14 protein-coding genes are annotated in these 15,705 nt (G+C 39.3%); 4 read left to right on the top strand and 10 right to left on the bottom strand.

The genetic code is table 11. The features are described 5' to 3' along the window. Positions 1-144 precede the first annotated feature (144 nt). The gene (locus tag PZ638_RS17835; RefSeq protein ID WP_004259162.1) at positions 145-1,257 is read right to left on the bottom strand and encodes a mandelate racemase/muconate lactonizing enzyme family protein; all 1,113 of its coding nucleotides are present in this window, start codon (positions 1,255-1,257) and stop codon (positions 145-147) included. A 293-nt stretch (positions 1,258-1,550) separates the two neighbouring features. Here PZ638_RS17835 and PZ638_RS17830 point away from each other — a divergent pair, with 293 nt between their 5' ends. Beyond that, positions 1,551-2,870 (top strand): polysaccharide deacetylase family protein, encoded by a 1,320-nt coding sequence (locus PZ638_RS17830; protein ID WP_004259157.1) that lies wholly within the window; start codon positions 1,551-1,553, stop codon positions 2,868-2,870. A 34-nt stretch (positions 2,871-2,904) separates the two neighbouring features. On the opposite strand, the gene PZ638_RS17825 is transcribed toward PZ638_RS17830, so the two are convergent. From PZ638_RS17825 to PZ638_RS17795, 7 genes are read right to left on the bottom strand one after another with little or no spacing between them, the layout of a single operon-like run. Beyond that, positions 2,905-4,008 (bottom strand): fatty acid desaturase family protein, encoded by a 1,104-nt coding sequence (locus PZ638_RS17825; protein WP_206277434.1) that lies wholly within the window; start codon positions 4,006-4,008, stop codon positions 2,905-2,907. Then, a complete protein-coding gene (locus tag PZ638_RS17820; RefSeq protein ID WP_094961572.1) occupies positions 3,998-5,122 on the bottom strand; it encodes a sterol desaturase family protein in 1,125 nt (374 codons plus the stop codon). The genes PZ638_RS17825 and PZ638_RS17820 overlap by 11 nt, the downstream gene beginning before the upstream one ends. After that, on the bottom strand, positions 5,115-5,729 hold the full coding sequence (locus PZ638_RS17815) for a phosphatase PAP2 family protein (RefSeq protein WP_275612179.1): 615 nt from the start codon (positions 5,727-5,729) through the stop codon (positions 5,115-5,117). Before PZ638_RS17815 ends, PZ638_RS17820 begins: the two co-directional genes overlap by 8 nt. Continuing rightward, entirely contained in the window at positions 5,726-7,006 is a 1,281-nt protein-coding gene (locus tag PZ638_RS17810; RefSeq protein ID WP_172412240.1) for a F390 synthetase-related protein, read from the bottom strand. The genes PZ638_RS17815 and PZ638_RS17810 overlap by 4 nt, the downstream gene beginning before the upstream one ends. Beyond that, complete coding sequence (locus PZ638_RS17805; protein WP_094961569.1) at positions 7,000-7,803, bottom strand: MBL fold metallo-hydrolase; 804 nt, start codon at positions 7,801-7,803, stop codon at positions 7,000-7,002. The genes PZ638_RS17810 and PZ638_RS17805 overlap by 7 nt, the downstream gene beginning before the upstream one ends. Beyond that, positions 7,797-8,804, bottom strand: coding sequence for an NAD-dependent epimerase/dehydratase family protein (locus PZ638_RS17800; RefSeq protein ID WP_094961568.1), 1,008 nt, complete (start codon positions 8,802-8,804; stop codon positions 7,797-7,799). Before PZ638_RS17800 ends, PZ638_RS17805 begins: the two co-directional genes overlap by 7 nt. After that, positions 8,801-9,799, bottom strand: coding sequence for a 3-oxoacyl-[acyl-carrier-protein] synthase III C-terminal domain-containing protein (locus PZ638_RS17795; protein WP_094961567.1), 999 nt, complete (start codon positions 9,797-9,799; stop codon positions 8,801-8,803). The genes PZ638_RS17800 and PZ638_RS17795 overlap by 4 nt, the downstream gene beginning before the upstream one ends. Before the next feature lie 356 nt (positions 9,800-10,155). Here PZ638_RS17795 and PZ638_RS17790 point away from each other — a divergent pair, with 356 nt between their 5' ends. From PZ638_RS17790 to PZ638_RS17780, 3 genes are read left to right on the top strand one after another with little or no spacing between them, the layout of a single operon-like run. Beyond that, positions 10,156-11,004 (top strand): sce7726 family protein, encoded by an 849-nt coding sequence (locus PZ638_RS17790; protein ID WP_094961566.1) that lies wholly within the window; start codon positions 10,156-10,158, stop codon positions 11,002-11,004. A 3-nt stretch (positions 11,005-11,007) separates the two neighbouring features. Beyond that, positions 11,008-11,937, top strand: a complete 930-nt coding sequence (locus tag PZ638_RS17785; RefSeq protein ID WP_094961565.1) for a sce7725 family protein — start codon at positions 11,008-11,010, stop codon at positions 11,935-11,937. Between the two features lie 14 nt (positions 11,938-11,951). After that, complete coding sequence (locus PZ638_RS17780) at positions 11,952-12,971, top strand: RES family NAD+ phosphorylase (protein WP_094961564.1); 1,020 nt, start codon at positions 11,952-11,954, stop codon at positions 12,969-12,971. 37 nt (positions 12,972-13,008) lie between these two features. Here the strand turns inward: PZ638_RS17780 and PZ638_RS17775 are convergent, their stop codons facing one another. Both PZ638_RS17775 and PZ638_RS17770 read right to left on the bottom strand, forming a co-directional pair. After that, a complete protein-coding gene (locus PZ638_RS17775; protein WP_094961563.1) occupies positions 13,009-13,905 on the bottom strand; it encodes a LysR family transcriptional regulator in 897 nt (298 codons plus the stop codon). A gap of 78 nt (positions 13,906-13,983) precedes the next feature. Continuing rightward, positions 13,984-14,979, bottom strand: coding sequence for a nitrilase family protein (locus tag PZ638_RS17770; protein WP_272674545.1), 996 nt, complete (start codon positions 14,977-14,979; stop codon positions 13,984-13,986). Positions 14,980-15,705 lie beyond the last annotated feature (726 nt).

The following is a 15,705-nucleotide window of genomic DNA, read 5'->3' as shown; positions in this document are numbered from 1 at the left end:
CTCGTCATACTTCAAGTTGCAGTGTTGTTGATTGCACCATGAATTATTCAGAGTATAAATAAGTAATTTAAAATGAATAATTCTTGTTATTAATTTCCCTTTTTCATGTTGTTAGAAATGAAATATTGAAAAAGGGAATGATCATTATTTCACGTTAAATTTGGCTAATGCTTCAGGTTTTAACGTCGTACCTGCCCCAGGCGCGGTTGGTGTGGTATAAACACCATCAATGACTTCGACTGGGTCAACAAAGCAATCCAGTGTCCATGGAATAAATTCCAGTAAAGAACAAGCGGGATGTGCCATTACCAGATGCAATTGTGCCTGCATCATATCGCCATGGTGTGGTGTCACTGGTAAATTAAAGGCCATACCTAAGTCAGCAATTTCCCATACCGCTGTTAAACCGCCACAGCGTGTTGCATCAGGTTGTAAGTAATCAACCGCACCCGCCAAGACAAATTCTTTAAATGAATCATTGTGATAAAGTAATTCACCTAATGCGATAGGTGTATCCATATAAGCAGCAAGCTGTTTATGGCTGGCGACATCATCATGCCATAATGGTTCTTCAAACCACTTAATATTGAAATCATTTAAACGGTGGCCATATTGCTTGGCAATACTGATATCCCATTTACCGTTTGCATCGACCATTAGGTCGATATCGTCGCCAATTGCGTTACGAACAGCTTCAATACGTTGTAGATCTTCGCGTGGATCTGGTTTACCAATTTTCATTTTTATTGCTTTGAAGCCTTCTTCGAAGATCATTTTTTTACAATCATCGACTAAGTCTTCTTGGCTACGCACTAACCAACCGCAGTCGGTGTTATAGGCGTTAACTTTATTGTGTTTTGAACCGCCAAACAGTTGCCATAGCGGCTGATCTGCGGCTTTAGCTTTAAGGTCCCAAAGGGCGATATCGATGGCAGAAATCGCCATTTGCATCAAACCACCACGACCTACCCAGATATTGGTTGAGCTGCGAGTGAGTTTTCGATGTAAATAGCGCACTTCTGTTGGGTCTTCGCCGAGTAACATTGGGCCGAAAACATCTTCAATAATAGTGGTGATTAAACGGTCAGTGGTGATGTCGGCATGTGTCCCTGTGTGGCCATAACCGACTAATCCACATTCTGTTTTGATCATGACACCCGGCATCCCCCAATGGGTAATGCTGTGAGTTGAGTCACCAATTAGGTCATTAGTGACAGGTACGTGCATGATAAAAGTACTAATTTCTTTTATTTTCATTGTTGTTCCCAGGTGTTGTAAGGTGGTTGAATGCCAATCTAACAGTGGGAAGTGGATTAAACTGTCAAATGATTTACAGATTGTGCCTGTATGGTGCTTTTTACTGATAAATATGAGCTAGATCTCTTTATTTTGTATGATAGATTATGGCGTATCTTTAAAATTGGTATAACAGCTTAATAGGTGAAAATAGTGGGAAGCAGGGAACAATAAAAATTTTTATCAGGGTATGGGGTTCAATCTAGAGTAGGTTTAGAATAATGGCGGAAACCCAGCTTTATAGTGGATAAAACATGTCTAAACGATTTCTTTTATTGCTTTGTATTTTATTTACGAATTATCTTCCCCAATCTTTGGCTTCTGAGACCGTCAACAACACTGACGATTGGCAGTTGGCAGACATCCCACCAAAGCTAGTGCAAACAAAACAGCCTGAAATTATTTTTGCGATGATTGCTGGAGAAATGCGAGCCGTCGCAGAACTCAATGCAGAACACGGTTTTTATGCCTATTCTCCTTCGGGGGATTATTGTGCAATGCAGTTTGGCAATGGGTATGCCTTTGTAAAAACAGTATCGTTTTCTAACCAAAAACCGCGTTATGTACCTGAAGTGGATAGGCTAAATGATTTACAAAATCCCATTTATGATTATTTGGTCACGCACCAAAAAACAGCGGTATATAACTCAACTCAGAGTAATAGTAAGCAAATTGCCTCTTTATGGGAAAACCTGCGCTACCCTGTGTTAGCACGGATGATTAAAACGGATAAAGCAGGAGAAAAGACTGCTTGGCTAACGATTCGCCTAGGGGATAGGCTGGGCTATGTGCGTTTAGATGATGTAGCATTAGATAAAGGCATTCCAATTTTAACTTATCACCATATTCTCAAAGACAGTGAAAATAAGCATTTTCGTGACACGTCAACGACGACATCTGTGGAAGCATTTCGTGAACAAATGAATTATTTAAAACAGGCGGGTTACCAAACGCTTTCGCTTGCCGATGTGGAAGATTATCTGAATAAATCTGCTAACTTACCAGGTAAAGCAGTCGTGCTGACATTTGATGATGGTTTAAAATCAGTTTATCGCTATGCATTACCGATTTTAAGGCATAACCGCCAGCAGGCGACGCTATTTATTATTTCTTCGCGGATTAAAACACAGCCACAAAAATGGTCAGCGCATGACTTACAATTTATGAATAAACAAGAGATAAAAGATAGCCGAGACGTTTTTAATATCCAATCTCATACTCACTTTTTACATCGTTTAGATAATCATAATTCACCCATTTTATTTAGCCGGAAAGAACATACGATCATGTTGGATTTCAAACGATCGATGAGAATTCTAAGCCGTTTCGAACCTGAGCAGCGTTACCTTGCATATCCATTTGGTGGTTATAACCAATCAGCGATGGATGCGGCTAAAGATGCGGGGCTACATCTTGCCGTCACTACGATTCAAGGAAAAGTTAAATTGGGGGATAACCCTTTTGCGCTCAAACGTTTGTATGCTTTTCGGACTGACCCATTAGAGAAATTTGCTCAGATGGTAGGAAATAGTGAAAAAAGCGTCATAAATCAAAATATTATTATCGACAGATAATCAATATAGCGAAGTAAGCACTGGGTTGTTTGGCTCAGTGCTCATCCGCTTGCTTGCCCGTTCCCATCTCTTTTAAAAATTGTTGTTGGTAAACAAACAGTTCTTTCGCGCTAATACAATGATAATCCATCGAAAACTGTTCGGCGGTTTGCTCAATGATCTTAGCAAGTGCAGGGTAATGGCGGTGGTTCCAATTCGGAAATAAATGATGTGTAAGATGTAAGTTTAACCCGCCTAACCAATAGGTTAGCCAACGAGGTGTGGTTTGCCAATCATAAGTGGTTGAAAAAGTATGAGTATAAAAACCATGCGGCATATTGCCTTCTTTGGGGGGCGTATAAAAAGTTGCTTTCGCCCAATGGGTGCCAAGTATTAATACAACAAATACGAGGGAGGCAAGCATTTGGCTAAATAAGTAAGTGAGTAGCAAGGTACCTAAACTGATATCAGTGATAACAAACGCAGGTATGACTATTGCAACAATCAAATGTAGTAACTTAGCCAATAAAAATGCCCCAATACCACGACGGCCTTGATGGCGCATATGAGGAGCGACGCGCGTCATATGAAATCTATCCATCCAATCAAAGAACCAAATCAATGCAGGGAAAGTCATTGCGGCAATTAATGGCCAATACAGATGCTGAGCTCGCATAAACGGGTACCAGCGCTGATAAGGGGTTTGGCGCAAGACAAAATTTTCTTCGATATCTAAATCATAATGACGAATGTTGGTGTGAGCATGGTGAAAAATAATATGCCTGACTCGCCAACATTCAGGGTCTAAACCCAACGGAATAGTGACCCAAAAATTGAGCCAATAATTGGCTTTGGCCTGTTTGAAAATCGCATTATGGGAAGCATCATGAACTAAATTAATTGCCAATAATAATGCGAAACAGATAAACAGGGGATAAAAAATAAAAAAAGCCCAAGACACGTTAACACATAGCGCTATGCCGTAACTGCCTAGGCAGCACAAGATTAAAACCAAGCTTTTTAAATAAAAGCGTAAGTCAGCGAACCGGTGATCTGCACGCTGTTGTAAATAGTGTTTAGCGGCCTTGTTCAACGCTTTTTGGAACGCTTGATCATGGCGGTGTTGGTAGCCTAACGGCCTTAGCGGCTCAGGCGACATCACGCACCTGTATGGGTTTTCGGCCGATACCAAGTAACATTAATAAACTATGCAGCCACAGAGCCGTGGTAAAAATTACCCAAAATGGCGTTGTCCATTGCCAAATAAATAAAATGCAAATTAATAGTAAGCAAGCGATAAAAAACCAGCTCATCAGGCCAATTTTGCGGCCATCTGAAATACCTGATAGTGCCACGGTACCTAAGGCTAATAAGATAAATAAAATCACTTGCTGTTGAGTCGTTCCCTGATAACCATAGCCATAAATATAGACATAACCAATAACTAGGCTAAATAGGAGAAGTGTTCCCATTACTAATACGATTTGGTTCGCGCGAAATAATGGTGCGGGTTTTTCCTTGGGTTGACTACGACGTTTAATGATACGCCAAAAAGGCAAATTACTATCAATAAATGGGTTTTCAGAAGCAGGAGCCCCTTTGATGCCAAAATGGTGTTCCGTTTCAGGTAATTTGGAAAACGTACCAAATAGTTTGTCCCAAAAAATAAAACTGCCGCCAAAATTACGGTTGGAATAGTGTCCTTCTTTCACATGGTGAACTCGGTGGTGCTGTGGCGTTACCATAAATTTCTCCAACCAACCCAAACGCGGGATCAGCGCACTGTGGTTAAAAAATTGAATGGTATAGTGCAATATTGAAACGGTGATAAACACTTCTAATGGGATCCCCATTAGTGCCAGCAACATAAAGAATGGGATTGATGTGAGTGATGAATACCACGAATTACGCACGCCTAATGATAGGTTATAGTGCTCCCCTTGGTGATGTACCACATGAACGGCCCATAAAACACGGTAAGTATGGTGTAAACGGTGTAGCCAGTAAAAGCCAAAGTCCCAAGCAAAAATCGTAAACACCCACACCAGTGCGGTTGGCCAGTTTTCAACGAGATTGAATGAGTAGTGGGTCACGACAAAGCCGTAACAAAAAATCTCTAACCCTCTAAACAGCCACAGCATAATATGGCCAGAGTTCAGGTTGAACACCAATTCTTGCCAGCTAACGGTTCCTTTTTGTGTTTTGGCTATCACCAAACCTTCTGCGACCACAACCGCTAACATGAAAACAATCGGAAAGGTTAATTCATTCATTAGTGTTTCTCTTTAAGACAAACTTCGCAGTGTGAACAATCACTAATGCCCCACAAGCGGTGAGTGCGCCAGTGACCACATCAATAAATAAATGGCGTTTTAACACCAATACAGAAGCACAAATAGCAAGGGCCCAAATTACGGCTAGAACCGTGCGAAATTTTTGTTGTGTTGACCATAATGCATTCAGTACGACGAGAGTCAATGAGACATGTAGAGAAGGTAGTAAATTTTGTGGGCTATCAATATTCATTAAAGCAGATAAAGCCAGTCCGGATAAGGTTGATAAGTCGTAATCGTGGTACAGCATAGTCGTGGGGTAGCACAAATAAACAGCCCCAGAAACCAGCGCACAGAGTTGCATGGCATACATAAGTGGGCGCGTTTTTCTTAGGGGACAGAGAAAATACCCAAGTGGGATAAACAGAAAAAAGGAGAGGTAAAGCCAGATGGCATCGGGGGAAAATGGGACGGCATTATCTAGTTCACTAGGGAGTAAAATATGAGCTTGCCCAGTCACTTGCCCGGTATATTGGTAAACAATACCTACGGTTCCCCAGCCGAGTAGGCAATAGATAAAGCGAGTGAATAATTCCCTGTTGTTCATTTTACTTCCTTACGGGTTATACGTCGCTTTTTAACCGAGAGTGCTTGCGTAATAGCGGCTGATGATAATTGCCAATCTAATTGCGTAATATCAACGTGTTGGCTTGCAAAGTAACTTGCTAGCTGTTGCTGGCAATGGGATAACTCCATGGGAGAGCATTCAGCCTGTAAATATAATGAGTTGCCTTGCTGTGTTAAGCGGAAATCAGCAGTAACAGGTAAGTGATTCACAATAACCCGCGCACAGGGATCTGCAAAAATCGTCACCATTTTGCCGTTATAGCCTGGAAGTTGCAGTAAATCATCACAACGACCCTCAATGCGTTCTATCGCCATTTCAGGGGAGCCACATGGGCAGGTGTTTTTTTTCACCACTAACACATCATCCAGTTGATAACGAACGATAGGCTGTGTTTTACGGGTAAAATCCGTAATAATCGGCGAAAAACGGTTATTATCAAGCCAATTAGGCTCAATATGCACAAACGCTTCATTTAAGTGTAAAGTACCATGAGAACAAGTACAGCCTAAAAACCCTTCCGTTGCTTGGTAGACCTCTCCAACATTGGGGAAGCAATTCTGTAATTTTTGTTTATCATGGGGTTCTAATACTTCAGCCACGGAAATGACTTTCTGCACATTTAGTTGAAGTTTCTGTTGGTTAATGGCGTCAGCTATTGCGCATAGCACTTGGGCTGGCGCAACAATAATTGATGGTTGATATTGTTCAAGTGCAGTAAGTTGCAGGTCAAAATCTGCAAAAAGGTCATAAAAACGCAGTGAAATCCAACGGTTATTGACACTTTCATACAGGTTATTATTAGCACGTAAAAATAAAGCAACACGTTCACCACTAAACAGACTTTTAGGTAGCATTTTAGCTAACATGCTGCCAGACCAAACATTTTGTTCTTCTGGGCTAACAACGAAAAGGCCTCGACGGCCTGAGGTTCCAGAGGACAACCCGACACTGTAGCGCCCTACTTTAGGGGCAAAATCCCGAGATTGCTCACTTTTTTGTGCACATTCTAGAAGTTTTTGGCTAGAAAGCCCGGCGGTATTCATCTCATCAAAATTATCCATCATGACTTGTTTATTCATAATGGGAAAATTAGATAATGGCTGATTGATATATCGCTGAAAGTAAGGGCTTTTCGATAGCACTTTGCGCTTAAAATGTGCCAAACGTTTTTGTTGATAAGCTTCTAGCTCGTCACGGTTGCGAAACGTCAAATGACGAGCGCGCCAGTAATGCCAAAGCATCGAGAGGATCACAATAAATCCCCTTCGTGGCACAGTTGGATAACCACATTGCGTTTATCAATTTCATGTAATTTATTGAGTGTTTCGTAATAAGCCTGCTTATCATCCATGATGATATTGGCAATGGCCATAGGGCCGCGCAATTCACGGTAATTAGTGGGAGACCATGCTGCGTCACCTGCGAGCAATATCCAGCCTGAGTCAGTTAGTACACACAAACCAATATGCCCTGCAGCATGCCCAGGAAGCGGCACAATGAATAACGTCTTCTGTTGATTTACCGCATAGCCTTCGCCCAAAACTTGTAATTCATTCGGTAACGCCACCTTTGGGAAACCTTCATAAAATACAGTACGTTGTTCAAAGTCTTCTGGTAGAAGACCACTGACAAAGGCATTTTTCAATGCAGCAAACCCTGTTAAAGGGCGTGTTTTAGCCCAGCCATCTCCTGAGCAAATAATGGGGATGTCAGGGAAGTCACGTAGCCCCGCGATATGGTCACCATGAAAATGGGACAAAATCACCCCATTGATATCATTAGGTTTTAAGCCATCATTAGCCAATTGATTGACAAGGGCGTCTTTGCTTTCGAAATACACTGGGGTAACGGTTCGATATAACCGCATAATGCCATGGCGCGTATGATCATAAAAATGGGTGGCATAACCCGTATCAAATAGCCAACGCTGGTGTTCATCTTCAATCAGCCATGCTCTTGCTGGGAATTTACAGGATTTAAAACTAGCACCTTTTAAAGCCACACAGCCTGGATGTGTGCAGTAACCCACCTCATATTGATGAATTTTTAGCATGGGTTCTCCTGTTGTTTCAGCCATTTAGCCGTCAAATGAATACCTTGTTGCATACTATATAAAGGATAGTAACCCAGTTCTTGCTGTGCTTTTTGGTTATCTAATGTCATGGTGAAATAGGCTGCGCCAAGGCTATAGCGAGTGAGTAATGGTTCTTTTCCCGTTAAATAGCCAATGGCTTCTAATAGGCTGGCAATAACATACAGTAAAGGGTAAGGGGCTGAACGAATTTCGCAATCTAAGTTTAGCTCACTAAATAACTGATTTAATGTCTGTTTTAGTGCTTGGGGCTGTTGGTTGGTAATATTATAAATGGCGCCATTAGGGAGTATTTCTTTGAAAGTCGCCAACTGCATGCTGTGAACCACATTTCCCACATAGGTGAGGTCAAAATGGTTATTTCCCCCATTAGGTAACACCAATTTTCCCTTACGTGATTTTATTTGGGCGAGCAAACGCGGTAGCAAAACGCGGTCATGGGGGCCAAATAAACCTCGAGGGCGCAAAATAGTGTAACGAGTTGTCGGAAACTGCTTAACGCACTGCTCAATCCTAGTTTCGGCTAAATATTTTGTTCTGGCATATTGGTTAGCGAAATGTTTATTAACCGTGGACTCATGAATATTTTGCTGGTGGGTGAAATTAAAATAAATGGCTGGGGTGGAAATATGGATAAAGCGTGAGACTTTGGCTTCCCCCGCGGCGGTAGCTAAAATTTGAGTTGCATGAACATTTGTTGTCTCAAAATCTTGACGTTTGCCCCAAGGTGAAGAAAGAGCAGCGCAGTGCCAAATGGCATCACAGCCAGTCATCATCTCTTTGGCCTGTTGCAAAGAAAGCTGAGCCAGTTCACAAGAGATAAATTCAGCTCCCATCTTTACTAGCTGTTCTCCTGCTTGCGGGTTTCGCCCACAAGTGACGACTTCAAAACCTCGCCCCAGTAAGTACTCACTTGCATTTCTACCAAGGCCACTCGTGGCACCTGTGACGAGGAGCTTCATGGCACTAATACCATGGCGCACAGCGCTAACCCTGCGGCAGTGCCAATTAGCATGGCACTGGGTTTTTCATAGAAACGGCCTGTGATAATTGCTTCGTGTAATGCTGAAGGGATAGAGGCCGCAACTTGGTTCCCACGATGGCAGTAGATATCGACTAATTGCTCAGTTGTTACGCCCACACGTTGGCGCATATGTTCTAAAGAAAGATGGCTTGCTTGGTGTGGGATCACGGTACCAATTTGTTTGAGTTGTATATCTGATTCACTGGAAACCTGTTGCATAAAATCTTCAATCAAAGAAGATGCGAGGCGAAACAATTTTTTCCCCTGCATATGGAACAGAAAATCATCATCGGTCATCCCTGCACGTGGATTGCGTCTTGTGCCACCTGCGCGAATCTCACAAAAATCAATGCCTGCGGTATAAGTGGTGTGTGTGTAAGAAATAATTCCACTATTCCCATCCCCTTTTTCCACAACAACACAAGCTGCACCATCACCAAAAATCAACGATGATTCTTTATCTTGCCAATCAATACCACGCGAGGCGATATCCGCAGAAACAATTGCAATGCGTTGATAAGCACTGGTGGCTAATAACCCCGCAGCAACCTGTAGCGCAGTGATAAAGCTTATGCAACTTGAATTAACATCAAAGCAGGCAATCCCTTGATTTAAATTTGATTGTTCAAGGATATGCGCTGCGGAGCAAGGCAAAGCTTGCACGGGAATTGCAGACGCATTAATTAGCATATCAATACTGCTTGGTACGATATGGTTCGCATGCAATGCATTTTGAATCGCCAGGGAAGCTAACACTGCTTGTGAATCGGTATGACTTGCATGGAAGCGATATTCGATACCTGAATGTTTTTCAACAAAACCTTTTGGTTTATTGAGCTTTTCATCAAGCATTGAGGAGTAAATTTTGTTTTCAGGTAGTGCCACACCAGAAGCAATGATTTTTAGTGGGGTGATTGACCTATTACCAGACATATAAGTAGTGCCTATCTCATCATAATATTGACAATAAATATCAAAGTTCAAATATTTAATATATAGGAATTACGGAATTATTCTTAGTTCTTACTTTTATGTTTTTTTTGCCTTGGTGAAGACGAGGAGGAAGAAGACATTTTATTCTGAAGACTCACTTCAAAATGGAAAAGGTCTTAAGCCACAATATTACCGAAAGATTACAAATTGTACGTTTGCCACTGACAGTGGTTTGCTATTTTTACGAATCATATCAATTAATAAGTAAAATTTATGTTATTGAATAATGGCTCAAGGTGTTAGATAATAGAAGAGAATAAACGCATAAATGATCCATACTGAAAAGAGTACATAAAATGTCATATCCTTCGAATCAGCTTAGAGACTTATCTTCTCTTTTTTTGAGAAGTGAGGTATCGCGTTGGTTTAAAGGCGATTTTAAATCAATTGATGTAAAACTACATAGATATCAGCTATATGAAAAATACAAAGGTAAAACCTATTTATCTTTTGTAAAAAAGACCTATAAGTTATTGCTAAAGCATTATCCCAATGAGTATGTTTTAAAAAATGAATTTTTAAATCAGTGGCTTAAAAAAGAATTGGGATGTAATAGTTCCATAATATTTAATGAATTTCGCATTGGAAATGCCATTGCAGATTTAGCTATGTTTAATGGTGTATCGAAAGCTTTTGAAATTAAGTCTATTTTAGATAAGGATTATCGGTTATCTAATCAACTCCAAGAGTATAAAAAATTATTTAATGAGGTTTATATTATCGTCCCTCATGAGCATTTGGGGCGATATATCGATTTTGATAATTCTATTGGGGTTATTTCATATAGTAATGATTGTAATGCGTTTAACTTAGAACGTAAGCCAAAAGTAAATCAGCATGTTGATATTGATACATTGATGAATGTTTTGCACACTAAGGAATATTTAAAAATATCAAAAAATTACTATAAAGAGTTGCCAATGATGAACTCATTTAATCAATTTGATATTTGTAAGGAGTTAATTTCAAGTATTGAAAATAATCAGTTGAATCATTTGTTTATTGAAGCAATGAAGGAACGAAAAGTTAATAATTTGTTTTTTAATAAACTAAATAATGAGCTTAATCAGATATGCCTTTCTTTAAATTTAAAAAAGACGGATAGAGAGGATTTGATTAGTAAACTAAAAACGAATACGGTGTAAACTATGTATTTTCCATATTTAAGAGCAAGGCAGTTTGAACTGATTTCCTTAAGGGAACTCGCTACATCTGGCATTGTAAATAATAAGGTAATGCCGGTTTTAGAACCTGTTAAATCTAGTTTTAGTGGATTGAATTTAGCATGTAATATTTTTCAAGAGAAAAATTTTAAGGCTTTTCTCATCGTTAATCCTTGTTGTGGTGAGATTGCAGGGGATAGATATGATGTATTGAATTACTTGAAAGAATTAAATGGGGAAACATATTTACCTGCATTTATATATACCGATAACAGTAATTATATTCTTTCTTGTATAGATAAGTATAATCTGGAAAATTGCTTGATAGTTTGTTTAGATAAATTTTCTGATGAAGAACAGTTGAAAGAATTATCTACCCGAGATGAAATTTCCCATTTAATGTTATTAGACCCTAATAAGTATCGAGGGTTAGACAAGTATATGAAATTACTTGATATAAACTACATTAGATTAGATGATTTATTTGAAAAACAACAAAGAAATTCCGATTTTTTGGATATAGCTGCGCATAAATTTACTGAGGAGCATCTCTATTATAAAGAGGATGGCTACCAAGGTTTCTCTGATTATACGATATTGCCTAGTGATTTTGTCGATGGTGGTAGTACTCCTAGGGCGGTGGTGATCCATCTCACCTATCCGAAGAGTGAGGTTACTAATGAGGTTTGGATTAGCCATTTTACATCTGAATCTAATGATTCAATAGAAAACGTACAAGGTAAATTCGCAGAGGCAACAAAGAAGGCCATCACTTTTTGTGATTCATTACCATTGGATAATATTGCGATAGATGAACTGAGAAAATATTTTACTGATAAAAAATACCCAGGCTTAGGTACAGTTAAAAAAATATCGATTAAAAATCATGTGTTAGTTATAAATGAATTAATATAAGGTCAATTTAATATATGAAATTTGTTTGTAAAGAATGTTTTTCAGATACTGAAATAATTGGCTTTATTATATCTCAGCGTGAGATTAATCAATGTGATTTTTGCAAAACATTAGATGTAGACGTTGTCAGGGTTGATGAGCTATATGGTTTTTTTGCAGAACTATTTACTAACTTAGTTCCAAAAGAGCATGGAACGTCTTTATCTAAATTGTTACAGGGAGATTGGAGTTTTTTTAAAAACCAAACGTGTGCAGATAAAGTTCTAAATTATGTTATACAAAATATTGATACAAACTTTATTCGCGCGAGTGATGGTGCTGATTATATAGATGAAATCTATGAAAACATAAACTATTGGGAGCAGCTAAAAGAGCAACTCAAGTGGGAAAAAAGATATTTTACAGATATCAATTATTTAACAGAAGATCTTGGCTGGGACAGTTTTTTTCAAAGCCAAGTTGTCATAAGCCCAAGTGATATTTTTTATCGAGCGAGACTTCATCAAAAAGAGGGGCAAGATCCTTTTAATGAAACAGAAATGCTTTGTCCTCCTAAATATTTAACGACTTCAGGTCGTGCTAATCCAATAGGTATTCCGTACTTGTACCTTAGTGACAATTTGTCGACAACACTTTATGAGGTGCGAGCCACTTTTTTGGATGAGGTCACGGTAGCTAAATTTCAATTAGATTCAACGGTTACTACAAGAGTTGCTATTGCTGATTTTACAGAAACCCCCTCCCTTTATCACCCTAACGAGATTAATAAAAAGATTAAAGGCACATTGCTGAGGCAAAAGATCAGCTTAGACTTATCCCAACCTATGAGACGATTCGACTCAGATCTGGACTATATTCCAACTCAATTTATCTGTGAATTCATCAAAGTTTTTACAGGCGTTGACGGCATTAAGTTTGCGAGTTCTCTCGATAGTACGGGTAATAATCTTGTTATTTTTAATCAAGAAATAATGGTATGTACTAGCGTAGAAAAAGTTAGGATCACCAAGTTAAAAATATCACATGGACGATAAATAGCAGTTTCGTATAGTTTGATAAATCAGCTCAAATTTACATATGGGTTATTGTCTGTTTTGACGTTTCCTCAACCAATTTCTCAATAAGCGACTGCCATGTCTTCGGTAATGTCGTTTGCCAAACTAAATCAACTTGCCATTGAGCATTTGCATTGTCCTGAATTGGAATAAAATCGATATTTTCTCCACCAATCTGCTTGGCGCTATATGGGACAAGACTGATGCCAACCTTAGCGGCGACTAACGCAATTAGAGTCTGAATGTCACTGGCTTCTTGTCGTGGCGTGATATGCAGATTTTCAGATTGCAAATAATGTTGAACTTGTTGATAAAGACCCTGACCGCGTTGTGCGCGTAACATCAGAAGTGGATATTGGGCTAAATAATCATTGATTGTACTATGTGGCTGTTGGTCTTTGGTGACAGCAAGCGCCAGTGTTTCAATTTTCAATGGGCGGCTGGCAAGGTATTCCACTGAGTTTTGCTTATCACTACGGGTAAATGCGATATCTAACTGGTGCTGAACAAGCTTCTCTCTCATGACATGTGAGGGCATGTCCTCTAATAGAATGGTGACATTGGGGAGTTGTTCTTTCAGACGGGCAACAAAAAAAGAGGCTTCGTGAAAAGTTGCAATACCGAATCCGACATTTAAAGAAAGCGGGGGAGTTTCTCTAAGAGCGGCGGCTTGGTTTAACAGCTCCGCCATATGGTTTAGCGTGTGTTCTGCGTAAGGCAGTAAAGCGCGGCCATGATCTGATAGTACCGCACCATGACGTCCCCGCTCAAATAGTACTATATCCAATTGTTTCTCAAGAAGTTGAATTTGTTTTGTTAAAGCTGGCTGACTAATATATAGGCGTGATGAGGCTTCGCGGTAATTTTTTGTCTCTGCGAGAGTGATAAATGCACGGAGTAGTCGAGTATCCATAGTTGTTAGCCAGTTCCTGATAATAGAAGACGCTATAACATTTCTATTATGAATGCTATGAGCCATTGACTTTAACTATTATTGCTTTTCTTGATGATAAGGGGGATTCTCAGAAGCAAAACGGACATGGCGAATATCCGTTTCGTAACCCAGAGTTTCAGTGATGATTCGGTAGAGCTCAGGGCGTCTTCCGGTTAACCAGCGACGGCCATTCGAGGTAGGCAATAAATCTAATTCAAGATCCGCGATGACGATATCATCATCTATTGCGCAGCTTTCTTTAATTACTCGCCCGTAAGGGTCTATGATCATGGCGTTTCCGGTTCGAATTTCATCATCATCTAAGCCAACTCCATTACTAAATAAATAAAACACGCCATTATCGTGGGCTCTGGAGGGTAACCAGCGCATTAGCCATCCGCGCCCATGTTCCCCTTGACATGCATCTAATAATGCTTGAGGATTTTGTTTTCTATTTTCCCAGAGACGAAGGTCGAGCGGTTTCATGCCATGAGGGCTATTCGAATGAGTTCCACCTGTTTGATGGGGGGCAAGAATAATATCTGCACCAAGTAGCGCGTTGACGCGTGGATTTTCAATTAAGTTATTATCCCAGCAAATTAAAATACCAACTTTTACTTCCCATGGCGTATCGAAAACAGTGTAATTGTCTCCGCTATGAATGGCGGGGTGCTCAAAGGCATGTAATTTACGATGAGCGTGGTATTGGCCATCTGGCATACAAGCGACCCAAGTATTGTAGCATTTGCCATCTAACCCTTTTTCAATCAACCCAACCCCGATAATCATGTCTAATTCAATGGCCCGTTGGCGGATTAATGCTAATGACGGGCTATCATGTAAAGTTTCACTTAAAGCATAAACGGCATCATCTGGTAGCTTCGGCACGTGCCAATAACCAGTAATACACATTTCAGGTAAAACCAGTATTTTTACCTTCTGTTGGGCGGCTTGAGTAATAAACTCATGGATACGTTCTAAATTGTAGGTTTTGTCGCTAGGACGGTGTTGGAACTGGACTGTTGCAACCCGAAGCAGTGATTGTGCTGGCATCATTTTTATCTCCTTAGTTAGGGAAATAAAAACATGTTATTTGAGCTAAAAATAATGAGTTATTTTCTCATTCCATAACGATAGGTTATTGAATGAATCTGTCTGGTCATCAGTATTAGCATTTTTATACATAAATTAACGTAAAAAGAGATGTTGAAATATATATAATACGGAAAAATAGCCTAGTTAAGTGTAATCTTCCTATGCTGCCCATTTTGGTTTAAAGCGTATCAGGTCAATTATTCCTCAATGAAATGCTTTCATTTAGTGAATCAAGCATACAAATGCTCTTTATTCTCGGTATTAAAAGCACAAATTTAACCTAAGCTATATGTGCAACACACAATAATAGTAAGCATTTCCCTTGTTGTTTTGACTGATTTCTTGTGAAAGTGCGAGGTAAAACTCTTGTTTTACTCGTTTTATAGTTCACAGAAGTGCAATTATTATGTTTTCTTTTTGTTATATTTCATTTTTACCTTGTTGATCTGCAATAGACTTTTGTGTTTTGTTACAATTGGAAACAAGTATAACATATTGTTATTTATACGTTATTTTTGTTGGTGATTGTTGTTTTTTACTCGAAATGTGAGTTATCGATGGCTATCAATATTGTTATTACTCTTAATATGAATAACTTGATTTATTTATGAGTAGATAGCGACCAATAAAAAAAAATTGCAGTTTTTTATATCCTATAACTCTTATTGTGAGTAATTAAAAATA

The sequence above is a fragment of the Providencia hangzhouensis genome (genome assembly GCF_029193595.2).
In the GTDB taxonomy this organism is placed as follows: Bacteria; Pseudomonadota; Gammaproteobacteria; order Enterobacterales; family Enterobacteriaceae; genus Providencia; species Providencia hangzhouensis.
The sequence above is the reverse complement of the archived record's forward strand: the minus strand, read 5'-3'. Positions and strand labels throughout refer to the sequence as shown.